A 23,527-nucleotide genomic window follows, 5' to 3' on the forward strand; every position below is an offset into this window, starting at 1 on the left:
ACCTAACCTTTGAACACGAACTCTGGGCGCAGACCCCACAGCATGATGGTGGTCGTGAGATCGAGGACCATGATCGTGACCAGGCTTGCCCGGATCGCCCGGCCGGAGGCCTCCCCGACACCCACCGGACCACCCGAGGCGAAAAATCCGTAATAGCAATGGATCAGCGTCACGGCGGTGCAGTACACGGTCGCCTTCAACAACGAGGCAGCGATATCACCCGGGGTCAGGAACTCGACGAAGTAATGATGGTAGGTGCCGCCGGGCTGTCCGTAGAGGATCCGGATCACCACATCGCAGGTCACGAAACTCACGACGAGAGTCAACAGGAATCCCGGTATGACACAGATCAATCCACCGATCACCCGGGTTCCCACGACATACGGAATAGCTCGCAGCCCCATCGCCTCGGTGGCATCGATCTCCTCGGCGATGCGCATCGACCCGATCTCGGCCGTCATCCGGCAACCGGCCTGTGAGGCGAATGCCACCCCGGCCACCAGCGGAGCCATCTCCCGGACGTTGCCCCAGCCACCGATCACCCCGGACAGGGCGCCCAGCCCGATCAGATTCAGTGTCGCAAAGGCCTCGATCGCCACGATGGCGCCGACGGTGATACCCAGAATCCCCAACACGCTGATGACGCCGCCGTCGACGACGATCGACCCTTTGCCCCAGGCCAGGTTGTTCATCACCTGCAGCGTCTCGCGCCGGTACTTGCGCACCGTGATCGGCAGCAACCACAGTGTCTGCGCAATGAACGTCGCCCATTGGCCCGCCATCCGCAATGGTTCCGACAGATGGCGCGTGGGCAACCAGCGGGTACTGAGAAGCCTCGATGGTGCCGACCGCCTGACTTGGCTCGAAACTGTCACTACGCCACCGCCATCGGGAAGAACATGGTTTGCAGCTGGGTGATCCCCAGGTTGACGCCGATGATCAGGATGACGTTGAGCACCACCGAGGCGTTCACGGCGTCGGCCACCCCACGCGGCCCGCCTTTGGCTTCCATTCCGCGCTGAGCAGAGATCACCGCCACGATCGCAGCGAAGAGGAAGCCCTTCGCCAAGGTGAACCACAGATCAACCATCTTCGCGAATGAACCGAAGGACAGCCAGAAGCTGCCCGGTGTCACCCCGTTGACCGTCGTGGCGATCACGAACGCCGCACCGACGCCCATGGCAATCACGATCACCACGAGGATCGGGGTGATCAACTGCAAGGCCAGAAACCGGGGCACCACCAAGCGGCGCACGGGATCAATACCCAACGTGCGCAACGCGTCCAACTCCTCGCGAATCGCTCGCGCCCCAAAGTCCGACGCGATCGCGGCCGCCGCGGCGCCCCCCATCAACAGCCCGGCCGTCACGGGCGCGCCCTGGCGCAGAACCGCCACGCCGGTCACGGCACCCACGAGCGAATTCGCCCCCACCTCGTTGACAAGACCGGAGACCTGCACCGCGACCATGCCGCCGAACGGTATCGCCATCAAGATCGCCGGCAGCGCCGTGACCTTCAACAATGACCAAGCCTGAATGATCAACTCACCAAAAGACAATTTCAACGACAACGTATCCGTCACCGCGTATCGCAATACCGACGCCGCGAGAATGACGCTGCGTCCCATCGTCGCAGCGCTACGCGCTGGAAGGGAGCCGACCTTCTTCGCGAAGGTGTTGGCGCCGGTCTTCGCCAGCGACAGGGTGACGCCGAGACCGCCGCGCGGTTTCGCCCTGGGTGACTCCCTCCCGATGTGCGGTACTGGGCGGGCCAACGTCGCGACCGCCGTGCCGTCGAGCATCTCGTCGGGCGCCTGGATAGCTTCGAGATCATCTGCCTGACGTTCGAACTCACTCATCGCGCACAGTTCCCGGCAGGGAGCCCGGTCGCACCGTCGGCGCCGAATTTATTTCGAATTCGAATTTTAATTGATGCTGACAGCGAAGTACCACGAGCGCCGGACAGGCCAACACCCCGCCACGTCACCCCCTCGCCAATACCGCTCTTCGACATTGCTCTCCCCTCGATCGATCAGCACCGTCTCGCGAGGTGGCACCACGGCCACCGTCCCGTCGTTGCTGCTCCGGCCCAACCCCATTCGATGGCTGAAAACATTTGCTCGCCGAACCATTGGACTCGCCCATGCTATGACTCAGACCACACCCGGTCAACACAATGAGCAAATATTCTCAAGTGTCCGTCCGGCCCCGACCCGCCTGCTATCGCCCGGCACCATCGAGCGTGACGACCTCGCTGTCATTATGCGGAGTACGGTCGGAGCTAGTTATTTCAAGCATGATTCATCACGCGATGACCTCCCAGAAGAAAGCCTCCAGAAGATCTCGCGCGTGTTCCGATCCGTCAGATCGAGAAGCAGGAGAGGGCTGTGAGCAAATCTCCGTACGTCTCGCACGTTCCGCCGAACGTGATAGCGGGCCCCGGACAATCGGCACGGATACCACCGCGGTCACCCCAGGCGATGCGCCCCATCAATGCAGCACCGACCACCGCCAATCTCGGTCTCGACCTGACTTGCCACTGCGCGGCTGCCACCTGCAGGCACAGGTGGCAGCCGGCACACTTCGGTCGTACTGCGCCCTGCTACCTCGCCTGATCACGCAGAACAGTTTGCGCGGCAAGCTTTCCGGGCAGTGCACATACTCCACCCACCGGGTGCGTCCCGGCACCGCTGAGGTAGAGACCCTTCACGGGAGTTCGGTAGGCGCCAAACCCGGCAGCCGGCTTCAGCGGCCCGAACCGCGTGATGAGAGGGTCAACGTGATAGACGTTGCCGGCGGGGGCATTGAAGCGTTGCTCGATATCCGGCCCGCCCAATACCGCGCGGTCGATCTCCAGAGACTCGAGTCCTTCGTAATACATTGCGCTATCCCGGAGTACCGAGTCCCCGATCTTGTCACGTACGTCTCCCCAAGGCTCGGCGGGCGTCACAGGGATGACACCGGACCACAACCACAGGTTGCTGCGGCCCGGAGGCGCCTGCGTAGGATCCACAGCTGACGGAATGATCGCGCAGCTGACCGGGACCGGGTCAGGCCACTCCCCTCGCACCAGGGCGTTCCACCCGGCGTCCTGCTCGTCGAGGGTATGCCAGGCCACCAGGTACTTGCGCAGGTCCAGTCCGTCACCGCGCCACTTCTCGTGGCGCGGCATGGACACCTCCCCGTTGATCGCGACATTGATCTTCAGTGAGGTGGCGTGCGTTTTGCGTATCGGGATATCCCTGGCGCGTGCTGAGAGCCGGCTGTCCAAGACACCCTCTGGCAGAAGCTGGTTCAATGTGATCACGGGATTGCAGGTGGTGATCACCGCGTTCCGTGCCTTCACCACCTGACCGCTTTCAAGTTGCACGCCGGCGACGCGGTCCGATTCCATCAACAACTCGTGCACCCGGGTGTCGGTGTGCACCGTCCCGCCGTGTGCGAGCAGGCAACGGTGTAGTGCGGCCGGCAAGGCCCCGGTACCTCCGACAGGCATGGCGTTGGCCACCTTCTGGACCACGCCGAGATAGATCATCGCCCACGCGGTCATGTCCAATCGCATCTGGGAGAAGGCAGCCATCGCCGCCAAGGCGCCCTTGGGCAGTTCGGACTCGAAGTTCTCTTCCAGGAATTCGGTGTGCGACGCGGTCGCCAGCTGGCGCAGCGACCACAGCTGTTTGGGATGTCGCGCCGCGCGCGCTACCGCCTTTGCCATCTCCTTGTTCCACGGCCGCAACGGATGCGACTTCATGTAGGCGACAACCAGATCCATCGCAGGATCAAGCGCGTTGGCCAGATCGAGCCACACCCGGGCATCTCGCGGAGAGAACCGTCGCAGTTCGTCGGCAGTGCGACTGGCATCTTTCCAGATCGCCAGTGAACTCCCATCCGGCGCCAGCTGCACGTGCGCGGGGTCGACCGAGATCTGCCTCAGCCCGTACTTGTGCAGTTCGAGTTCCTCAGCGACGCCGGATAACCGGAAGATTCCGGTGAGTTGGATGGCCCCTTCGTTGAACAGGTGCCCGGGCGCACTCGGCAGCGTGGCGTTGGTCGACGTCATTCCACCGACGGTTGGAGACGCCTCCAGGACGGCAACGGAGTGGCCCGCCTTAGCCAGATAGCACGCGGCTGTCAGACCGTTGTGCCCTGCGCCGACGATCACGTAGTCCGCTTCCCGCGGCAAGGCCCGGGTGGACGTGGATTGTGGTTGCATATTGTCTATCACTCTTTCGGATTGGTGTCGGAGAGCCTGCGCTCGCCGTGCAGGTCCGGCGACGTCGGTGCCGTTCAGCCCGGCATCATGAAAGTCGGGACGGAGATGATCGAATCGGCGTTCACCGACATCCAGCTCCACGGAATGAAGTAGCTCAGGGCCGCCCATACCGCGCAGAACCCCACGATCGACAACAGCTTGACCGGCGTCCGCAGTCGTGGTGACCAGCGTTGAATTCCGCGATGCACCCAGGGCAGCCCGTCAGGACTGTCGTGAGCCGACATCCGCAGATAGGTGAAGCCTGCGGCGTAGGCGGCTACGAAGACGCTCTCGTACACGGGAAACTGGTACTGCGTTCCCGCGAACACGGTGAGTGCATCCCACGTACGTGGGAAGGCGTAGACCTGAGTCCGCACGAACAGCTGTTCAATCACGATATCCAGCAACAGGATCACGACGAAGGCCATACTGAACGAACGAATGTTGGCTATCCCCGGGTGGCGCCGCCGCAGTGCAAGGATGATCTTGCACTCGATGGCCGCCAGCCCTATCCCCAAGTAGAGGTACTGGGGCACGAACCAGGCGATTCCCTCCGCATAGCGGGTGGGGCCCTGATGCAGCGGGAAGAACGCCAGCCAGGAACCGAGGTTCAGCGCGTGGGCATTCCAGGCGAAGGTGTAGTGGAAGTAGTTGATCATCGGATCGATGCCGGCGGCGAGCAGCGAGCCGATGACGATCATGCCGTCCAGAGTCAATTGCCTTTGACGCCATAGCGGTCGGATGAGAAACGTCCAGATGGTCACTGCCGCGATGACCAGACTCACCAGTTCGATGATCCGCAGCACCGCCAGGGAGCTATCCGAGAACGTGTCGGGGCCGAAGATCGGTGCCGGCGCGAACTGGTCGTCGGACAGCGCCCAACGGGTCCAGGCCTGCCCGACGAACAGGATCCAGAAGACGCCGAGCAGTGCCCACAACGACACCCCACCGCCCAGTTCCCGGGTGTCCGCCGGCCGGGTCTGCCCAGACCGCATCTGAGCGGTATCGCCAAGCGTGAGGCCACCCCCGACCTTCGTCATCGGTTACCCATGAAGGTGGTGGTGAGTCCCGTCGGTGCGGGCAACTCGAGAAGCTGGGCGAGTAGTTGGCTGGCCGGGTTGCTCAGTGCCATCGGCGAGTCCGCGGGCAGGAGCCCCATACTGATCATCATGTGGGCGGCCCGGACCATGATGATCGACAGTTTGGTCGCCGCCAACACTTCGTAGTAGCCGACGTGACACGGGGTGTGCCCGCTGACCGATTCGTACAGCGCCAGCGTCTCTTCACGGGTGGGCACACCGTCGGGCAGCGGAAGACCGATCCCTTCCGTGTGATGGCGCATCAGAAACAGCCACCATCCCAAGTCGACCTCACGCGGCGCCACACTCACCATCTCCCAGTCCAGGACGGCTGCCACCGAGAGATCGTCACCGAAGATGATGTTCCCGACGCGGGCATCTCCCCAATTGAGCACCTTCGCCCCCTCGTCGGCGGGCCCGTTGTCGGCCAGCCAGTCGAGTCCTCGCTCAATCGTGGGATTCGCCTCACCCTCGGCTGCCCAGGCGAAGGTGTCCCGCCATTGGGCGATCTGCGCGGCCACGGCACCCTGCTCACCGTTGTCGAGAAATCCCAGCCCGATACCTCGCCAATCGGTCGAGTGAATTCGGCTCATGGCGGCGATACTGTTCTGCCACATGAGCCTTCGCTGCTCTGCGGTGAGATCGAGCACCCATCCGCCGGCGGTGAAAGGAGGGTCATCGGAGGGCACCCGGCCGTCGACGCGGGCCATCACCAGAAAGGGCGAGCCGAAGACCGCTGGAGCGTCGTCGTAGGAGAAGATCTCGGGGACCGGAACATCGGTGTGCGCACCGAGCGCCGTCAAGACCCGCGCTTCCTTGCTCAAGTCGTAGGACGGAAACACCCCGGGCCCCGCCGGCTGAACCCGGGCCACCATCCCTCTACTGTGCGACCGGTCCGCACCCACCCATTCCACGTTGAACAGAACCGTCTCGTTCGACATCCCGGCGGACGCTGGGACGACCAGGTCGGTCACTCGCAGGGACGTAGCTTCAACGACTTTCGATTCCATCCACTGCGCGATACGCGCAGAGGCCGCCTCGGTGTCGATGGTGTTCTTCAGCGCCATTACTCCAACTCTCTTTCGCTGTCAGCCATTGCCTTCACACCCGCGGCCCGGCGGCACGCTCGGCCATCGCCCGTTGGTAGATGTCGAACCAGATTTCTTGATAGGTGCAATGGCTGACCCGGCCTTCACCGTCTTCCCATCGGTAGACGCTGTCGCGGAACGAGGCGTTGGGCCAAGAGGGAATCGACGCACACGCGATCGCCTCGCCGCGGAAGCGGTAGACCTCTCCGCGGTCGTCCCGCGCCGTGATCTCCTGACAGGTCGCCATGTGCAGGCGAGGGTGATACTCGAGGACGTCGCGGTTCACCGACGTGATCGAGCGCGTCTCGTCGCCGCGTTGCACCCATGCGAAGTGGTGCGACGGGCGATCCCCGACGTCGTAAAGCCCTGCCCATCGCGGGTTGGTGTCGAGTGGCTCGAAACTGATCTGGTTGAAGATCAGGTCGGGTCCGAAGTACATGGGCGACCATCCGACCGGCGGGCTGGCGACGGCTCCACGCCGCTCCACTCGCACCTGCCGCCACGACCGATCTCGAGGGGCGAAACAGTCGACGTCGTACGCCTGGCCATCGAGTGTCAGATTGCCTTTCACCTGCATGAATTGTTCGCTGCCCCCTGGTTTTCGGGCCAGGTCGTGATGTTCTTCCTCGCCGGGCATGACGTGTCCACGCGCCAACAGTGGAGTGACCGCATCGGCCTTGAGGTCCATGCGGAGCCGTCCATCAGGCGCGGTGTAGGTCAACCGAGCCGACACACCCGGCTCGACGAACTCGATGCGGAGTCCGTTGTCGGTCGTGATCGTGTTGTTCTCGATACGTGGCCACGGCATGGTGATCTCGTAGTCGAGGTACGCCATGTCGGTGAACTCGACATTGTCGTTGCCCTGGAAGATGCACACCCCACCCTGGGACAGCGGGAATGCGGGTTGGTACCTGATGTAGACGAATCCACCGATTGCCGCTTCGGGGATCGAGAATCCGAAGTAGTGCGTGTGGATGAGGTGCGGGTCCCATAGGTCCTGCAAGCCGGGCAACGGGATCAACAGATCCGTCTCTCCCGGGTGTACGTGGAGTTCCATGGACGCTGCGTTGGAGGTCACAGTATTTCCTAATCGTGATTCAGTTCACTGCCGACTCGGATCAACCTAACGGCAAATGAATGGCTTATCAAGTATGAATATTGATTCATGATGAAGAATCGAAACGTGGCACCGCAGGACAAACCGGCTACCCGCACGGAACGGCAACGGCAGCGCACCCGCCGCCAGCTCTTGGATGCCGGCCGCTCCCTTATCGCCGCCAAAGGCGTTGCCGGACTTCGCATCCAGGAGATCACCGAAACCGCTGACGTCGCACTGGGCTCGTTCTACAACTACTTCGAGTCCAAGGACGAGTTCTTGGAAGCGATCATGACCGAGAGCCTCACCGAACTGGCGGCCGCGACGGTCGCCACCGAGGACCTCAGCTCCGATCCGGCAGATGTGGTGGCTCTTGCCAGCCTGCGAGTCGTCGGCGTGGCTTACACCGAGCCGGAATTCGCCCGCCTGATCGCCAATATCGGACATTCGGAAGCACTGTTCGGCCGGGCGCTACATCCCTACGCCCGGGAGGCCGTCGAACGCGGCATCGACAGCGGCCGCTTCGTGGTGCCGAACATCGACGTCCTCCTGACCGCGGTGATAGGAGCGGCATTCGCGTTGATCCGCGAGATCCTGGACGGCCGCCACGGTCCACACGCAGAGCGCGCCTTCGCGCAATACATGCTGGCCGCACTCGGGCTCACACCGGACGAGGCCGCCACGGTGGTGGCCAAGGTCGCGGCTTCCGAACAGGCTTGAAGCGCAAGGAGTTCGGTCATCCATCCAGGCCGCCCGGACATCCGCTCGACGAGCGGCGACCTCACACACGAACAGGAACCTTGCCGGAGCCTTCGACGCCGAAGATCGCCGCCTTGAGCACGCCGATCTTCGATTTGATGAGCACCTCGTCATCGGGTCGGGAAACCACGAACGACAACACCCACACGAACGTCAACGCGAGTCCGAGCGTGACCAGCCAAGCGAGGTGGCTGACCAGCAACGGCGCGTCCAGGTTGAGAGCCGTCCACACCGGCCAGGCGGCGGCACCGTTACCAATACCGTCGGCCATCGGGATGAATGCAATGACCAAAGCCAGTCGCCATCCCGGCAGGTGCTCACGCAGGCGGTAGATCAATGCTCCCGCCGTCAACGGCATCAGCGGATTGACGCATACCCACCACAGCGGTAGGCCCCAGAAGTTCAGTGGCTGCGGCCCGTAGTACTCGTAGGCACCCATGAGCACGCCGGGACTCTCCAACCAGATGTTGATGAAGACGTCGATCAGATAGAGCTGGAATACAGCTTTGCGGGTCACCCCGGTACTGAAAATGCGGTAGGCGAGATACGCCAAGCCGCCGACGTACCAGATGTAGACGAAGTTGATGAACAACGGGAAGTCGCGCCCCATCGAAGAGAACGTCGTGAGGGACGCATCCTGTCGGATGTAGCACAGACCCAAGGTGTCCACGATCGGCTCGAAGAGACAGGCAATACCGCCGCCGATCAGGCAATACATCAGCAGCGGACCGCGACCGGTCGCCAGGTGTTTGATCGCGAAGAACACCATCACCACCACCGGTATGCCGAGAAAGATCGTGAAGATGACCTCCGGCACGAACGGCATGGGTGTCGTGGGGTGCGCAGGAATTGCCGGGGCTGCCAGCAAAGCGCCTTGTCCTGTCATAGCTCTCTTTCGCCGAGATCTTCGGTATGCGTCAGTGATGCCGCCAGCGGTGACCCTCTACGTGTGTCGTGGACCACACGATTGACGACGTTCGGAGCCTAACTGGAATTGAACGGGTTTTCAATGGTGAAAGAACGATCATTTTCTCAGGGTTTGCATCGCGCGCCGATCAGGCCGAGAGCGCCGCGAGTGACAGAACGGCCGAAGGTCGCTGTCACGAACGGCGCACACCCGCCAGTGCTGAGCAATGAAATACCGTGCACTACAACGCACTTCACCCATCCATCGATCGCAGCCACGACAGGGAGCCAGCCCGGGGGCGCACCAGATCGCGGTCGCGGTGGCAGCGTCCTACCTACCGTCACGGCCGAGTTGCCGCTGGCGTAGGACTGTCAGCGGGGCTTGGGTAAGCTTCGAGCGTCCCTGGCCCCCGTAGCTCAGGGGATAGAGCACGGCTCTCCTAAAGCCGGTGTCGCAGGTTCGAATCCTGCCGGGGGCACTCTTTTGTTGTATGACCTCGGTTGATGGGTGACGTTTCTACTCCGGCTGATGGTTGACGTTGTTTCGGCTGATGTCTGTCAGTTGCTTCGGTTGATCGTTCACATGAACGTGTCCGGATTTGATCCCACGTCCGCCCGCCCGAAGGATGGCGACTATTGCCGAGCGCTACCGGTCGAACGGCGTGAGCGTTCGGTGGCGTCGGCACTCGACCATCCGGGTGAGCCTCTCGATCTCACTGCGCGCGCGACCGCAGCGTCAGGTAGGCCTCCCGGCCACGGCTGAACATGGCGCTGTCCCCTCCACTGTCAGGGTGGTGCGTGGCGGCGTAGAGTCGCCAGGCGCGACGCAGCTGTGCCATCGAAAAAGGTTCCCGCACACCAAGAATGACCAGAGGATCGGTGGGCGCCGCGGGCAGCGCAGGCCTGCGCGCCGATGTTCCGGACTGTCCCGAGGCCGCCTTCTTCGCTGCCTTCTTGCCGGGAGCCTTCTTGGCGGGCGCGGCCTTCTTCGCCGCCTTCTTACCCGGCACCTTCTTCGCGGGCGCGGCCTTCTTGGCCACCTTCTTCGCGGCCGCCTTCTTACCCGGCACTTTCTTCGCGGCCTTCTTTGGTGCAGCCTTCTTGGCTGCGGCTTTCTTGGGTGCGGCCTTCTTCACCGGCCGGCGGTGGGCATCCCCGCCCCCCGGGAGCTCCTTCACGATCGATGTCCTCTCGCCGTAGTGACCAGGTCCCCGAATTGCGGACTCATGCCATGACCGGTTCGTCGAGCGGATCCCCGGGCGGATCCAGACTGCGTCCCGGTGGCCGGTCGGCTCGATGCGCGGTCTCCGGCACCCCGATCACGAGCAATACCAGTGCAAGAACCGCGATCCCCGTCAGCACACCCATGGCAGTGGTGTAGCCGCCGAGAACGATGATCGCGCCGGCAAGCGTCGTGGACACTGCGGCGCCGATTCCCTGAACCATGGTCGCCGCTCCCAACGCGACGTTGAAGCGTCCGCTGCCACGGGTCAGATCAGCCACCATGACCGGGAACAAGGCGCCCTGCAGACCCGCCCCCACTCCGTCGAGGGCCTGGATGGCGATGATGGACGTCGTGTCACCGGCCAGGACGAACAACAGTCCCCGCAGCGGCAGCACCACGAATGCCGCGACGAACAACGGTTTGCGGCCCCAGCGATCTGCGTTGCGGCCCACCAGAATCGCCATCGGGATCATCACCAGCTGCGCGACGACGATCAACGCCGCCTGAAACAGCGCCCCTTCATGGGCATTGGCCAGCGCGAGCTTCTGTCCGGTGATGGGCAGCATCGCGCCGTTGGCAAGCTGCCACAACATCGTCACCAACGCCAACATCAGCAGGGGCCGACTCCGCAACAGCACCGCCAAGCCCGAGGGTCGATCCTCGCCACGCAGTTCCGGGGTCAGCCCGCGCGCAAGTTTGTCGTCGATCAGCGTGCCCTTGATCATCAGCGTGGCGATGACCACGAAGATCCCGCACACGCTGGCGATCCAGAAGCCGGCACGCAAGCTGATCAGATAGCCGGCCAAGCCGTAGACCGTTGACCCGACCACGTTTCCGGCGTGGTTGAACGCCTGCATCCGCCCGGTACGACTCGCAAAAGCCTGCGGACCGACCACGCCGAGTGCGATCGCCCCGATCACCGGGGCGAGCACCACCGCCGCAATTCCGGTCATCAACTGCGCGGCGGTCACCACGGCGAGACTCGGGGTCAACGTGACCACGAAGGTACCCAGAGCAGTCAGCGCGGCCGCCGCCATCAGAAGACCGCGTTTGTGGGTGGTCCTGTCGATCAGGGCTCCGGCCGGCGCGTTCAACAACAATCCGACCGCACCACCCAGCGTCAGCACCAGCCCGATACTCGCCGGGTTCCACCCCTCCTTGTTGATCAGATAGATGCCCAGAAACGGTCCCAGGCCCGCCTGGACATCGGCGAGGAAGAAGTTCACCCAATCCAGCGCACGCAACGACCGTCTCAACTCGCCGGACGACGCCGCGGGCACACTGGCTGAACTCACCGCACCTTTGTCCCCAGAAAAGTGCGATCACAAACAGCTCATCTGCGAAAGACAGGAAGCCATCAGGTGACTCACAGATGGCACCGGGACCCGGTCCAGCCCGGGCTTCAGCAGTGCAAGTCCGCCGGTGGCTGTGTGAGATCGATGAAGAGAGCTTCCAACGGCTTGTCGATGCAGCGGTTTCCGCTGAATGCGACGGTGTGCTGATCACCGTTGAAGGTGATCAGCGGGGCACCGAGTTGGGCAGCCACGTCGACACCGACCTGGTACGGCGTCGCGGGATCACCGGTGGTGGACACGACGACGACCTTGCCAGGCCCGGGGCTGGTCACCGGGTGTGGCGCCACGGTCGGCTGCACCGGCCAGAACACGCACAGGGGGCGGGGAGCGAAGCCGGTGAACTCGCCATAGCTCTTGTAGGGCGCGGCGCGCCGGACGGCGCGGTCGTTCTCAGCCCAGACAGCTGGATCGTTCGGATAAAGGTCGTCGGCACAGTGCACCGCATCGAACGCGTCCTCCAGGTTGGCGTAATGGCCCTCCTCGTCCCGTTCGGAATACTCGTCGGCGAGCTCGAGGAGGTCGTCGGCATCGTGGCCACGCGCCAGGGCGGTAAGCCCATCGGTGAGCCGCGGCCAGTCCTCGGAGTCGTAGAGTGCCGCGTCGACACCGGTCATGGCGTCTTGATAGCTCAGCCCGCGCGGGTCGGCGGTACGGGCAGGCTCGTCGGCCAGCGGGTCGACGAGTTCCCGGAAGCGGACGACGGACTGTGCCGGATCGACGCCGAGAGGACAATCCGGTTGAGAGGCGCAGTCGCTGGCGTAGGCGTCGAAGGCCTGCTGGAATCCCGCCGCAGACACGATCTCGTCGGCCAGCGGATCGGTGAACTGATCCACCACGCCGTCGAGCATCATGGCCCGCACCCGATCCGGGAACTGTTCGGCATAGGCGGTTCCCAAGCGAGTGCCGTAGGAGTAGCCGAAGAAGTTGAGCTTCTCCTCCCCCAGAGCTGCCCGCACGGCGTCCATATCGCGCGCGGTGTTCTCGGTGCTCATGCCCGCCAAGAACGGCGCACCCACCCGGTCCAGACATTTCTGCGCGTGTTGGCGCTCGGTATCTTCGATGTGCGCGACGCCGGCCGGGCTGAAGTCGACTTGAGGATCGGCGCGGTCTTCGTCGAGCTGCGCGTCCGTCTCGCACCGCACTTCGGGGGTGGAGAGTCCGACACCACGCGGGTCGAAGGCCACCAGGTCGAATTGGCGCCCGATCTCGGTTTTCGCGAGTTTCGGCGCGAATCGGGACATGACGTCGATGGCCGACACGCCCGGCCCGCCCGGGTTTGAGATGATCGTGCCGAGGCGCTTGCCACTGGCCGGGACCCGCATCACCGCCAACTGCACCTGTGCTGCTTGCGGATTCGCGGCATCAGTCCAATCGACAGGCACCGACAGCGCGGCGCATTGGGCGGTCGGCACGCGACTGGCGTCAACCCAGTCGTCACAACTGCTCCACGCCAACGCTTGTCCGGGCTCCGCGATGTCCCCGGGGGTTGCCGCGGCGGGCGGGACGGCATCGGTCAGCGCCAACGTCACCGCGCAGACGATCCCGGACACCACGACCATCCCACGCTTCCCCCACCTCGACATGGCGCCATACTCGCACGAATTGGCCCCCCACAACCGATTACCAATCAGCGTCGAGTCGGTTCCGCCATCAATCCGGCAGCCCCGAAGTGTCGGCGCACGGAGCGGCGCAGGCCGCATACATCGGCGGCACGACCGAACGTGCATCGGCGGCGGCCGCGAACACGTAGCGGTCGGGTCCACTGCCGCTCAAAGATTGCCAAGTCACGCTGTCCCCGAGCACGATGCACCTTCGGTGAGGATATCGTCATATACGACTATGCCGTCAGTCAATGAGCTCAGGCGCCCAGCGCGGGCAGGCCACCGGTCACCTGCCCACTTCCCGAGCAACCGCACGATGGCTTGACTGACTATTGACTCGCATGTGACGATTTCGTCATTCATACCGAAGGAGCAGCCGCAATCACGGCGCACGCGGGTGCTCACAGTGACATACACCCCGCTCCGAGACGGCAACGCATGGAGGTCAGAGACGCGTGAACCAAACGCATACCGAGGACGTGTTGTGGCCGCGCTACGCCGAGCCCGCCGATATCGCCGACATCGAGGCGGTCCCGCTTGCTGAACGCGGACTCCCAGTCTCCACCTATGCCCTGCTGCGCCGGGCCGCCACGTTGTGGCCGGACCGCACCGCTCTACGGGTACTTCCCGACGGCGACCGCTGGCAGGAGCCGACGTCCATCAGCTTCGGACAGCTGCTGACCGACGTGCACCGGACGGCAAACCTGCTGCACCACTGGGGAGTTGATCGTCACAGCACGGTCGCTCTGATCGCTCCCAACTGCGCGGAACTGGTCACTGCCACCTTGGCTGCCCAGCTCGCCGGCGTCGCGGCGCCCATCAACGCCGCCCTGTCGCTCGATCACATCACCGAACTCCTACGCCGCTCCGGCGCACGCGTCCTCATCACGGCCGGCCCCGAACTCGACCCCGCGATCTGGGCCACCGCTCGACAACTGGCCACCGCGCGGGTCGTGGACACCGTGCTCCTGCTGGCACCAACCGGGGAAACGGTGAGCAGGCCCGAGCCCCTCGGGATGGACGGGCTCACCATCGGACCGCTGCACGCGCTCGCCATGGACTTCGACGGCACCGAGTTCACCGGAATCCCGCCCGCCGGCACCGACCTGGCGGCGGTCTTTCACACCGGTGGCACCACCGGTGCACCGAAACTGGCCGCCCACACCCACACCAATGAGGTCGCCGACGCCTGGATGATCGCCGCCAACACCGCCCTCGACGAGGATTCGGTGGTCTTCGCCGCGCTGCCTCTTTTTCACGTCAACGCGCTCGTGGTCACCCTGCTGGCACCGCTGTTTCGCGGCCAGTCCGCGGTATGGGCCGGCCCGCTGGGCTACCGCGATCCGCTGCTCTATGGCAACTTCTGGAAAATCGTTGAGCGATACCAGATCAGCGCGATGAGTGCGGTGCCCACGGTCTACGCGGTGCTGTCGCAATGCCCCGTCGATGCGGACATCTCAAGCTTGCGGTACCCGTTGGTGGGCGCCTCGGCACTGCCCCCGTCGGTGCGCACCAAATTCGCCGAGCACACTGGACTGCAGCTGCTCGAAGGGTACGGACTGACCGAGGCCACCTGCGCCAGCGTCCGCAGTTTCACCGAACTGCCCCGTGACGGCGCCGTCGGCCAGCGGTTGCCCTACCAACACCTCAAAGCGGTCGACATCGACGACGACGGCACCCGACACGACCTGCCCGCGGGCCAGGTCGGACACCTCGTCATCTCCGGGCCGTGCGTGTTCCCCGGCTATGTGGTGGGACGCGATGGCGACGAATTCCGGCTCGACGGTCTCGGCGCCCTCGTCGACGGCTGGCTGGACACCGGCGACCTGGCGATGGTCGACGCGGAGGGCTTCGTCCACCTCCGCGGCCGCGCAAAGGATCTCATCATCCGCGGCGGCCACAATATCGACCCGACCACGATCGAGGATGCTCTGTTGACCCATCCCGACGTCACCGGAGCCGCCGCCGTGGGACGTCCCGACATCCACGCCGGCGAAGTGCCCGTCGCATACGTCACGCTGACGTCTCCGGATGCGGTATCCGCCGAGGACCTGTGCAGCTGGGCCACGGCCAGGGTGCCCGAACGCGCCGCCGCGCCCAAACTCGTGACCGTCGTTCCGGACCTGCCGCTCACCGCGATCGGCAAACCGTACAAACTTCCGCTGCGCGTCGACGCCGCCCGCAGCGCCGCACTCGACGCGCTGGCCGAACTACCCGGCATCGCCGACGTGGCCGCCGCGATGGATGGCAGCGCCCCGGTGGTGACCGTCACCGTCGACTCGTCAGCGGACCGCGACGCTGTCGCCGCGGTTCTCGACCAGTTCACGACGGCGTGGCTGATAGAGGCACGTCACGGATGACACCGCCGCACCTGCCGCTCCGCCATGCGACACCTCCTCATCTGACGAAAGTGTCATAACTGACTGCCATCGCATAGACTTGCCGCGACGTGGAGGTGGGCGTAGTGAGCGACAGGCAGATCCCGGTACCGAATCGGCTGGAGCGACAAAAACAGCGCACCCGGGCAGCCCTGCTTCGAGCGGCGCAGGAGTTCATCGCCGCGGGCAAGCTCAATGCCCCGATCTTGGAGATCACCCAGGCCGCCGATATCGGAATGGGGTCGTTCTACAACCACTTCGGGTCCAAGGAGGAGCTGTTCGCGGCCGCGGTCGCCGATGTGCTCGATGCCCAGGGCGAACTGTTGGATCGACTCACCGAGTCGTTGAGCGATCCGGCAGAGCGATTCGCCTGCCGATATCGCCTGTGTGGACGACTCTTCCGGCTCCAGCCACAAGAGAGTCGCATCATGCTGTCCATCGGAGTCTCCCTGCTGTCGTCGGACCGTGGGCTGGCCCCCCGCGCCAAACGCGATATCGTCGCCGCGTCCGAGGCGGGCCGCTTCCAGGTGGATGATCCCGACATCGCCCTCGCCATTGCCGGCGGCGCGCTGTTGGGACTTGGACAACTCCTGCTCGATCAACCCGACCGCGACGACGCCCAAACCGCCGACGACGTCACGCGTGACGTCCTGCGCATGTTCGGTGTCACCGCCAAGCGGGCCGAACGCCTCACGACGCAGGCACTTCCCGACCTCACATCAGGCAACGACGCGGGGTCGGCCGCGTAGCGACTGGCTCGGCTTCAAGATCCCGACCGGGTGACTTCCGAATATCGTTCCGCCGGAATGAAATCCGACGGCGGAGAACAGCTCGGCGGTAGGAATGAGCTGCTGCCGCGGGGACTTCAGTCGGCGCCGGGCTCACCCGCGGCGTGCACCGGCTTCTCGGCCGTTCCGGCGGTCTTGTCTGCGGCGGAGCTGTCCGAACCACTGCGGCGATGTTCCTGGACTTCAGCCGAAATCGTTGATGCCGATCGCGACGACGCCGCGGTAGGTGTGCTGTCAGTTCCCGTCACGTCGCGGGCCGTATCCGATCGGCCCCCACCGGTGACGCTGGGCTTGCGCCAGCTGGTGAGCCGACCGAACGCCTTCGTCCACAGGCGTTTCGGTGATCGGCGCGCGCTGGCGCCACTATCTTCGGCCACCGCGGCGGATTCGTGGACCCCCGCCCGTACAACGACGTCGGCCGCACCGGTCCCGATGTCGGAATCAACGCCGGCTGGCGAAATCCGTTGGGGAACGGATACTGCGGGTGTCGGGGCTGCCGTGTCGGCGGCCGACACAGCAGCGCTTGCCACCTGCGGCGACGATGCAGATGCAGGTTTCTCGGCGGTGGTGTCGGGAACGACTTGGGGGCGACGGACATAGGCGCTGTCGATGTACGGGCGTAGCCACTTGTCGGCGACGGTGGTGTCGATGCCGGCGATGCGCAGCGGCGCGGTGATCGGCAAGTCTGCGGTCGGGATGACGTAGTGCGTGGTGGTGCCACCGGCCGCGTTGACGGTCACGGTCTTCAGCGTGCCCGGTGTGCTCGGGTCGGCGGCGGCACCATAGTCCGGGTGTACGAATGCCACCCCCATCACCGCATTCGTGGCCGCCAACGGATTGAATCGGTCCGGCCAGTCGGCGATACCGTCATACTCGCGAACGATTTCCGTGGTGTCGTACGGTGTGGGCAGTAGTCCCGGCGGCACCGACAGCCACAGCAGCGGATTCTTGGCAACGATGCCGCCGGTGGTGTTCATCGGATCACCGAATGTCACGAAGGTCAGTTCCGTCGGGGGCCGCTCCGCAGCGACCCGCAGGGCAATCGACTGCTTGACGTAGTCCAGCACGATTGCGCCCTGACTCACACCGGCAAGAGTGATCTTGGTGCCGGCGGGGACTGCATCCAGGTGTGAGTTCACACCGGTGGCACCGATCGCCGAGTCCAGTGCGAACAGCAGGCCTGCGGGATAACCGATTCCGGTGATGGGGCCGGCTTCAGCGAGGTACCCGTCCGCAAGTCCCAACGCCTGTTGGGCGACGGGGACGGTAGTACACAGGCACGTGCCCTGGAGATAGAACGCGGCGATGTCGGGACTGCCGGCGACCGCGGCTCCAGCCACCGGCGCGGCACCCTGGACGAAAGGGAGCATGGCAGCGAAACCCGCAGCGATGATGCGCGACTTGGAGTCCACGAGGAAACCTTCCGTTGTCACAGTGGCGGTAAGCGTCCGCTCCGGTGGCTCCCACCGATGCCACGGCAGGATTCGCACACTCACGAAACCCAGAGGTCGCGGGCAGGAGGCGGATCAGTCGCGCTGTCAACACAAGGCCGCTCCGGCGCACAGAAGCATCGACATGCGACCCATCCTTTTTGGCACACCAGTACCGATATTGACGCGGCAAAAATAACACGGTGCGCATACCCGCGCTTACCGAAACCTTCTGCAGCAGATCGGCTTCGACGAGACCTCCGTCACGCCCCCGCTCACCTGCGTGTCGTCCACGCGCCCGCGCCGAGGGGTCGGCACATGAGCTGACTTCAAGTCATTGCCTGTAAGTCAGCATCGGGATAGGGTCGCGAATGTGAGCACCCTCAGCAAGAGCGACATCCAGAGCGCGCCAGACGGCGACAGCAAGCTCGTCGCCACCATCACGGTCGACATGGCCGGCGCACTGCTGTTCGACCCCAGGACAAACACGTAGAGAAGATCCTGGTGACCGAACTCGTTGCGCCCCTGAACAATATCGCGGCAATGCTCTGAACGACGAGTGTCGGGTACTCCTTCAGCCCTGAAAGGCTGGTCACCACATGCGGCGGTCGTGGCTCACCAAGCTCGAACCGGTGGCTGCACAGAGTGTGGCGTCGGCAGTCTTGGCCGCACGTGCCGACGAACTCACCGCCCTGCTGGGTCCCGGCCCCGCGGGCTGGGCAGTGGAACTCGGCGCGACCATGGCCACCCACATCACCGCAGCGATCCCGGAACTGGCGGTCGACGTGATCGCCACGGAGGTGCGCAAAGGATGCGAGGCGGCAGCGATCGGCACCTTGACAGCGCTCGCACAGGATGCAGACGTGACAGCGATGGTGACGCCCGAGGTCCTGTCCGGTCCGATGGAAGTGGTGGCACGCGGAATCGGCATCGAGCACATGTTGCGCAGCATCCAGGTTGCCCACGCAACCGCAACAGAAGTCATCCTCGACGCCGCAGATCGGGTACTTCCCGAAAGCCAGCGCTTTGCCGAGATGCGGCGCGTCAGTGAACTCCTGTTCGGCGTGGTCGGATTCCTGACCGAGCGCATGGCTGCCGAGTACACCCGCGCCCACCAGGCTTGGTTGACCAGCTCGGCGGCTCTGCGCATGGAGATCGTCGAGGACATCCTCAGCGGTGATGGCGGCGCGTCACCGGACCGAGCGACCCGAGTCCTCGGCTATGACCTGAGCCGGTGGCATCTCGCGGTCATCGTCTGGACAGACGATGCGGCGCCTCATGATCCGGTCCACCTGACCTCCGCCGCTGCTGACGTGCTGGCCGCTGCGGGCTGCGTGTCCACTCTGCTGCTACCGGTCGGTGGTCACCGCGTCTGGGCGTGGGGATCGCGCACCGCCCGACCACCGAGTCCAGCCGATGCGATGCCGACGCCACCTCCGCCGGGCGTGCGGGTGGCGACCGGACTGCCCGGAATCGGCGTTGACGGGTTTCGCCGCAGCCACCAGCAGGCCGGCGATGCCGCTCATATCGGCTCGATGTCGACACGCGGCGAGTGGCTCCTTCGCTACGACGAGCTCGATATCGTCGCCATGCTCAGCGCCGACCTACAAGCGGCCAGTGAATTCGTAGTGCGCGAGCTCGGCGAGCTGGCCGGACACCAGGAATCCGTGGCCGTGATGCGCCACACGCTCAGGTGTTACCTGGATCGGGACCGTAGCCTCGCCCGGACCGCCGAACACCTCCACGTCGCCCGCAACACGGTGGCTTATCGCGTGCAGCGAGCTGAGCAGCTGCGCGGGCGTCCCGCCACCGAACGCCGCCTGCAGCTGCACGCCGCCCTCACGCTCGCCGAGGAGATCGGCACCGCCGTCCTGCCACGGAGCCCCTCAGGCTGAGCGATCGCGTGGACGCCATGACCATGTGGATCGAAGTCCAATTTTCCTTCTCGAGTTTGGGATGGAACACCGAGCTGATGGGCGCTTCTCCGCCTTGACTCGACACAGCCACTGCCCAACTTTCCGACACCGAGGAGAACACGTGGTCGTCCACCTCGTCCGCTTTCACGACGAGCACCGCGCCGCCTGGGGCGTACTGAACGGTGCCACCCTCTCCCCGCTCGACGGGGACTACGAACACACCGCCGAGCTGATCGAGCACGGCGAAGCCGACTGGCGCGCAGCGGGCGCGAAGCCGGGATCCCTTGCGTTCAGCGATGTCGAGCCGCTCTCCCCCGTCACCACCCCGTGTCGAGTGATGTGCCAGGGAGCCAACTATCGCCAACATGCGATCGAGTCCGGTATGAACCCGGACGAACGTGCGTTCAACTTGTTCTTCGACAAGACCGACGCCTCCGTCACCGGCCCGCACGCCGAGGTCACCCGCCCGGCCCATGTCGCACTCCTGGACTACGAGATCGAGCTGGCCCTGGTGATGCGCCGAACCGTCAGTGCACCGACGACGATCAATATCGACAACCTGCACGAATACGTCTTCGGTATCACCATCGGAAACGACCTGTCCGCCCGCGACGTACAACTGCCCCAGGGCCAATTCCTCAAGGGCAAGAGTTACCGCGGCTTCTGCCCCCTGGGACCAGTGCTGGCAGTGCTCGAACCCCAGGATTTCTCCCTGCTCGACGATCTGGAACTGCGGCTGGACGTCAACGGCGCACCGCGGCAACGCGACAACACCGCCAATATGCTCTACCGCCCGGCGGAGACGTTGACCGAGCTCACCGAATTCTGCAACATCAGCCCGGGCGATGTGCTGCTCACCGGCACCCCGCACGGCTGTGTGGCGACCTCACCGCCGCCACTGGTGCGCCGGCTGGCCACTGCGCTACTGCCCGAGGACAAGCTCTGGGCCTCGTTCATCAAGATGAACAAGCGCAAGCCCTATCTGAAACCCGGCGATGTCATCAGCGCCTCGATCCGCAATCCCAGCGGTTCTGTGGACCTTGGCACCCAACGGACCACCATCGTTGCCCCGTCGGCCTAGAAAGGACGAAGCCCTGTGAGCACCCCGCCGAGCCAGCCGCAACCATCGACCCCAATTCGACCAGACATGTCCACTGCACCAACGGATCTCGAAGAAAACCCGGATCGTCTGGTGCCCGACTTCATCGCGCACTGGGTGGTGAAAACCGCTCGAAGCGCCGAGATGATCGCCTGGTACGGAACCGTATTCGATGCCCGAGTGGTCCACGAGGATTCGCAGATCGCGTTTCTCACCTGGGACGGCGAGAGTCACCGTCTCGCTCTGATCAAACTACCGGCACCCCTGCGGCACGCTTTCCCGCTTGCCCGGTTCCGCCGCAAGACCTACGGCATCGACCACCTCGCGTTCACCTTCGCCTCCGTGACCCGCCTGCTGTTGACCTACGAACGTCTCAAACATGCCGGAATCACCCCGGTTTGGTCGATCAACCACGGACCGACCACCAGCCTGTACTACGAGGACCCGGAGGGTATTCGCCTGGAGTTCCAGACCGAGAACTTCCCCAGCGCCCAGCTGACCGCGGACTACTTCAACAGCAAGGAGTTCGCCGACAACCCCATCGGCGTCAACGTCGATCCCGATTATCTGCTCGAACGTCTGCGCGCAGGTACCTCGGAGACCGATCTGCTCAAGCCCGGCGCCGGCACCCGCCCAGGAACCAAGCCGCGCGCCAACAAGCAAACCCTCACGTGGAAGACGTTGTGATCCATGGCCACTGAACAGATCGTGATCGTCGGCGCCGGGGCAGCCGGTTGCACCCTCGCCCTACTACTGGCACGCCGTGGGATAGCCAGCACCGTCGTGGAACAGCGCACCGACACGCGACTGCACCCCGCCGCGCACGTCGTCAACGCCCGCACGTTGGAGATCTGGAACGAGGCCTCACCGACGCTGGTACACGACCTCGAGGTGATCACCCCGTCGATCGACACGGTCAACATCATCCGGTGGTGCACCGACGTCCACGCCGCACCGTTGGGTGAAATCGATCTGCTCTCCGAACCCGAGCAACTCGCCGAGGTCCGCTCGCACAGCCCGTTCCTGATCTCCCACATCGGTCAGCACCTGCTGATGCCGGCGCTGTGGAAAGCTCTCGAGGGCGAGGCGTTGATCGACTTCCGCCGCGGCTGGCACGCCGTCATGACGGCGGATCAGCTGTCGCTGCAGTCACCTGATGCGATGCCGCAGAACGAAACACCGCGCTACATCATCGCCGCCGACGGCGCGAACAGCTCCCTGCGCGAGGCGGCGGACATCGCCATGACCGGGCCTGTCCTGGCCAACATGGGCAGCGTTTTCTTCCACGCGCCGGAGCTCTATGCTGACGGCGCCGACCGCCCGTTGCTGAGTTGGATCTATCACCCCCGCTTCAGCGGAGTCATGATCGCCCACGCCGACGACGACTACGTGTTGATGACGCCGTACCTTCACCCCGCTCAGCTCATCGCACGCAGCAGTCGCGACTATTGGGACCGGCAACTGCCCCACGTCCTCGGCACGAGCAATTACGGAATCCGATCCACCGGCACGTGGACCATGACCTCGCAGATGGCGCAGAGCTTTCGCCGCGGACCACTGCTCCTGATCGGCGATGCGGCACATCGCTTTCCGCACACCGGTGGCTTCGGCCTCAACAGCGGCGTCCAGGACGCCCACAACCTGGCCTGGAAGCTTGCCGCGGTACTCGCCGACGGGGCCCCCGACTCACTGTTGGATACCTACGAAACCGAACGCCGGCCGGTGGTGACCCGATTCGCCGAGCAGAGCACGTCCAACCACTTCAAGCTTGACGAGGTCACAGCACCCCTGGGCATCACCAACCGATCTCTGCATCTGGCCACCGAGCTGATAACAAAGCCGTGGCTATCTTGGATTCCCGACCGCGCCATAGCCACGATCGCCGATACACTGACCACCGCTCAGACGTCACGGACCAAGCGACTCCTGCAGCAGGGCAACCGAAGCCAGCGATTGCGCCGGCGCATGGCCGAGCAGATCCCCGGACAGCTGGAACATTTCGTGGCCAGCGGTTTGGAATTCGGTTACGCCTACGACAGTCCGCTGATCGACACCGCTACCGAGGGCCCCTGCCCGGCCGGCGACGTGTCTCGCTATCACCCGAGTACGCACCCCGGCGCCCGACTGCCGCACACCCTCGTACTCGACGACAACGGAAGCATCCGACCCCTGCACCACCTGATCAGCCCGACCGGGTTGACACTGTTCACCGGCGACCCCCACGCGTGGGCCGCGAGCACGCGGCACCGGCCGGTGGATGTGCCCGTCACGGTCACCGCACTGACCCCGCCCAGCCCGGATACCCGTGACGCGATGCTGGACCTCCTCGAAATCGGCGAACACGGCGCAGTGCTCGTTCGCCCCGACGGCCACGTCGTGTGGCGCAGCCGCACCGGACTCGATGCAGCCGAGCAGCTGCAGAGGTTCGTGCGCGACGCATGGGCACCTCTGTACCGAGGCAACGCCCCGAGTCTTCGGAGCCCCGTCTGAGAACGCCTCCCCGCGTCGCGGAAGGACCCCGACGCGGTCGACTAATCGCAGTGTGGGAAGCCCACC

18 protein-coding genes and 1 tRNA gene are annotated in these 23,527 nt (G+C 64.5%); 8 read left to right on the top strand and 11 right to left on the bottom strand.

Features of this window, described 5'->3' with window-relative positions; translation table 11 throughout:
- Positions 1 to 2 precede the first annotated feature (2 nt).
- The 6 genes from FHU31_RS30015 to FHU31_RS30040 all read right to left on the bottom strand — a co-directional run bounded on the left by FHU31_RS30015 (position 3) and on the right by FHU31_RS30040 (position 7,475).
- Positions 3 to 782 (bottom strand): ABC transporter permease, encoded by a 780-nt coding sequence (locus FHU31_RS30015; protein WP_167164873.1) that lies wholly within the window; start codon positions 780 to 782, stop codon positions 3 to 5.
- Positions 783 to 874: 92 nt separating this feature from the next.
- Positions 875 to 1,858 carry an MlaE family ABC transporter permease gene (locus tag FHU31_RS30020; protein WP_234901748.1) on the bottom strand — a complete coding sequence of 328 codons (984 nt, stop codon included), beginning with the start codon at positions 1,856 to 1,858 and terminating at the stop codon, positions 875 to 877.
- 743 nt (positions 1,859 to 2,601) lie between these two features.
- Entirely contained in the window at positions 2,602 to 4,212 is a 1,611-nt protein-coding gene (locus FHU31_RS30025) for a phytoene desaturase family protein (protein WP_167164875.1), read from the bottom strand.
- Positions 4,213 to 4,286: 74 nt separating this feature from the next.
- A complete protein-coding gene (locus tag FHU31_RS30030) occupies positions 4,287 to 5,291 on the bottom strand; it encodes a spirocyclase AveC family protein (protein WP_167164877.1) in 1,005 nt (334 codons plus the stop codon).
- A complete protein-coding gene (locus tag FHU31_RS30035) occupies positions 5,288 to 6,397 on the bottom strand; it encodes a phosphotransferase family protein (protein ID WP_167164879.1) in 1,110 nt (369 codons plus the stop codon). Before FHU31_RS30035 ends, FHU31_RS30030 begins: the two co-directional genes overlap by 4 nt.
- A 34-nt stretch (positions 6,398 to 6,431) precedes the next feature.
- Positions 6,432 to 7,475: a DUF7064 domain-containing protein gene (locus tag FHU31_RS30040; protein ID WP_167165179.1), complete on the bottom strand. Its 1,044-nt coding sequence runs from the start codon at positions 7,473 to 7,475 to the stop codon at positions 6,432 to 6,434.
- A gap of 108 nt (positions 7,476 to 7,583) precedes the next feature.
- Here FHU31_RS30040 and FHU31_RS30045 point away from each other — a divergent pair, with 108 nt between their 5' ends.
- Positions 7,584 to 8,234 carry a TetR/AcrR family transcriptional regulator gene (locus FHU31_RS30045; RefSeq protein WP_167164881.1) on the top strand — a complete coding sequence of 217 codons (651 nt, stop codon included), beginning with the start codon at positions 7,584 to 7,586 and terminating at the stop codon, positions 8,232 to 8,234.
- Between the two features lie 61 nt (positions 8,235 to 8,295).
- Here the strand turns inward: FHU31_RS30045 and FHU31_RS30050 are convergent, their stop codons facing one another.
- The gene (locus tag FHU31_RS30050) at positions 8,296 to 9,159 is read right to left on the bottom strand and encodes a hypothetical protein (protein WP_167164883.1); all 864 of its coding nucleotides are present in this window, start codon (positions 9,157 to 9,159) and stop codon (positions 8,296 to 8,298) included.
- 426 nt (positions 9,160 to 9,585) lie between these two features.
- On the opposite strand from FHU31_RS30050, the gene FHU31_RS30055 reads away from it, so the two are divergent.
- Positions 9,586 to 9,658 (top strand) — tRNA-Arg (locus FHU31_RS30055).
- 234 nt (positions 9,659 to 9,892) lie between these two features.
- On the opposite strand, the gene FHU31_RS31320 is transcribed toward FHU31_RS30055, so the two are convergent.
- From FHU31_RS31320 to FHU31_RS30070, 3 genes are all read right to left on the bottom strand, one after another.
- Complete coding sequence (locus tag FHU31_RS31320; protein ID WP_208411591.1) at positions 9,893 to 10,357, bottom strand: hypothetical protein; 465 nt, start codon at positions 10,355 to 10,357, stop codon at positions 9,893 to 9,895.
- Between the two features lie 46 nt (positions 10,358 to 10,403).
- Positions 10,404 to 11,699: an MFS transporter gene (locus FHU31_RS30065; protein WP_208411592.1), complete on the bottom strand. Its 1,296-nt coding sequence runs from the start codon at positions 11,697 to 11,699 to the stop codon at positions 10,404 to 10,406.
- 107 nt (positions 11,700 to 11,806) lie between these two features.
- Complete coding sequence (locus FHU31_RS30070; RefSeq protein ID WP_234901749.1) at positions 11,807 to 13,342, bottom strand: alpha/beta hydrolase; 1,536 nt, start codon at positions 13,340 to 13,342, stop codon at positions 11,807 to 11,809.
- 473 nt (positions 13,343 to 13,815) lie between these two features.
- Here FHU31_RS30070 and FHU31_RS30075 point away from each other — a divergent pair, with 473 nt between their 5' ends.
- Together FHU31_RS30075 and FHU31_RS30080 are read left to right on the top strand one after the other, a co-directional pair.
- The gene (locus FHU31_RS30075) at positions 13,816 to 15,720 is read left to right on the top strand and encodes an acyl-CoA synthetase (protein WP_167164885.1); all 1,905 of its coding nucleotides are present in this window, start codon (positions 13,816 to 13,818) and stop codon (positions 15,718 to 15,720) included.
- Positions 15,721 to 15,824: 104 nt separating this feature from the next.
- A complete protein-coding gene (locus FHU31_RS30080) occupies positions 15,825 to 16,487 on the top strand; it encodes a TetR/AcrR family transcriptional regulator (RefSeq protein ID WP_167164887.1) in 663 nt (220 codons plus the stop codon).
- A 116-nt stretch (positions 16,488 to 16,603) separates the two neighbouring features.
- Here the strand turns inward: FHU31_RS30080 and FHU31_RS30085 are convergent, their stop codons facing one another.
- The gene (locus tag FHU31_RS30085) at positions 16,604 to 17,938 is read right to left on the bottom strand and encodes a PE-PPE domain-containing protein (protein WP_167164889.1); all 1,335 of its coding nucleotides are present in this window, start codon (positions 17,936 to 17,938) and stop codon (positions 16,604 to 16,606) included.
- A 650-nt stretch (positions 17,939 to 18,588) separates the two neighbouring features.
- On the opposite strand from FHU31_RS30085, the gene FHU31_RS30090 reads away from it, so the two are divergent.
- The 4 genes from FHU31_RS30090 to FHU31_RS30105 all read left to right on the top strand — a co-directional run bounded on the left by FHU31_RS30090 (position 18,589) and on the right by FHU31_RS30105 (position 23,461).
- Positions 18,589 to 19,851, top strand: coding sequence for a PucR family transcriptional regulator (locus tag FHU31_RS30090; RefSeq protein WP_263987975.1), 1,263 nt, complete (start codon positions 18,589 to 18,591; stop codon positions 19,849 to 19,851).
- A 142-nt stretch (positions 19,852 to 19,993) separates the two neighbouring features.
- A complete protein-coding gene (locus FHU31_RS30095) occupies positions 19,994 to 20,953 on the top strand; it encodes a fumarylacetoacetate hydrolase family protein (protein WP_167164892.1) in 960 nt (319 codons plus the stop codon).
- 66 nt (positions 20,954 to 21,019) lie between these two features.
- Positions 21,020 to 21,658 (top strand): VOC family protein, encoded by a 639-nt coding sequence (locus FHU31_RS30100; RefSeq protein WP_167164894.1) that lies wholly within the window; start codon positions 21,020 to 21,022, stop codon positions 21,656 to 21,658.
- Between the two features lie 3 nt (positions 21,659 to 21,661).
- Positions 21,662 to 23,461, top strand: a complete 1,800-nt coding sequence (locus FHU31_RS30105) for an FAD-dependent monooxygenase (protein ID WP_167164896.1) — start codon at positions 21,662 to 21,664, stop codon at positions 23,459 to 23,461.
- Positions 23,462 to 23,527: the final 66 nt, after the last annotated feature.

Source organism: Mycolicibacterium fluoranthenivorans (genome assembly GCF_011758805.1).
GTDB classification, from domain to species: Bacteria; Actinomycetota; Actinomycetes; order Mycobacteriales; family Mycobacteriaceae; genus Mycobacterium; species Mycobacterium fluoranthenivorans.

What these genes read in the sequence shown, in the direction of transcription:
- FHU31_RS30015 (WP_167164873.1), bottom strand. Translation starts at nt 782, where the DNA reads ATGGCGGGCCAATGGGCGACGTTCATTGCGCAGACACTGTGGTTGCTG.
- FHU31_RS30020 (WP_234901748.1), bottom strand. Translation starts at nt 1,858, where the DNA reads ATGAGTGAGTTCGAACGTCAGGCAGATGATCTCGAAGCTATCCAGGCG.
- FHU31_RS30025 (WP_167164875.1), bottom strand. Translation starts at nt 4,212, where the DNA reads ATGCAACCACAATCCACGTCCACCCGGGCCTTGCCGCGGGAAGCGGAC.
- FHU31_RS30030 (WP_167164877.1), bottom strand. Translation starts at nt 5,291, where the DNA reads ATGACGAAGGTCGGGGGTGGCCTCACGCTTGGCGATACCGCTCAGATG.
- FHU31_RS30035 (WP_167164879.1), bottom strand. Translation starts at nt 6,397, where the DNA reads ATGGCGCTGAAGAACACCATCGACACCGAGGCGGCCTCTGCGCGTATC.
- FHU31_RS30040 (WP_167165179.1), bottom strand. Translation starts at nt 7,475, where the DNA reads ATGGAACTCCACGTACACCCGGGAGAGACGGATCTGTTGATCCCGTTG.
- FHU31_RS30045 (WP_167164881.1), top strand. Translation starts at nt 7,584, where the DNA reads ATGATGAAGAATCGAAACGTGGCACCGCAGGACAAACCGGCTACCCGC.
- FHU31_RS30050 (WP_167164883.1), bottom strand. Translation starts at nt 9,159, where the DNA reads ATGACAGGACAAGGCGCTTTGCTGGCAGCCCCGGCAATTCCTGCGCAC.
- FHU31_RS30070 (WP_234901749.1), bottom strand. Translation starts at nt 13,342, where the DNA reads ATGTCGAGGTGGGGGAAGCGTGGGATGGTCGTGGTGTCCGGGATCGTC.
- FHU31_RS30100 (WP_167164894.1), top strand. Translation starts at nt 21,020, where the DNA reads ATGTCCACTGCACCAACGGATCTCGAAGAAAACCCGGATCGTCTGGTG.
- FHU31_RS30105 (WP_167164896.1), top strand. Translation starts at nt 21,662, where the DNA reads ATGGCCACTGAACAGATCGTGATCGTCGGCGCCGGGGCAGCCGGTTGC.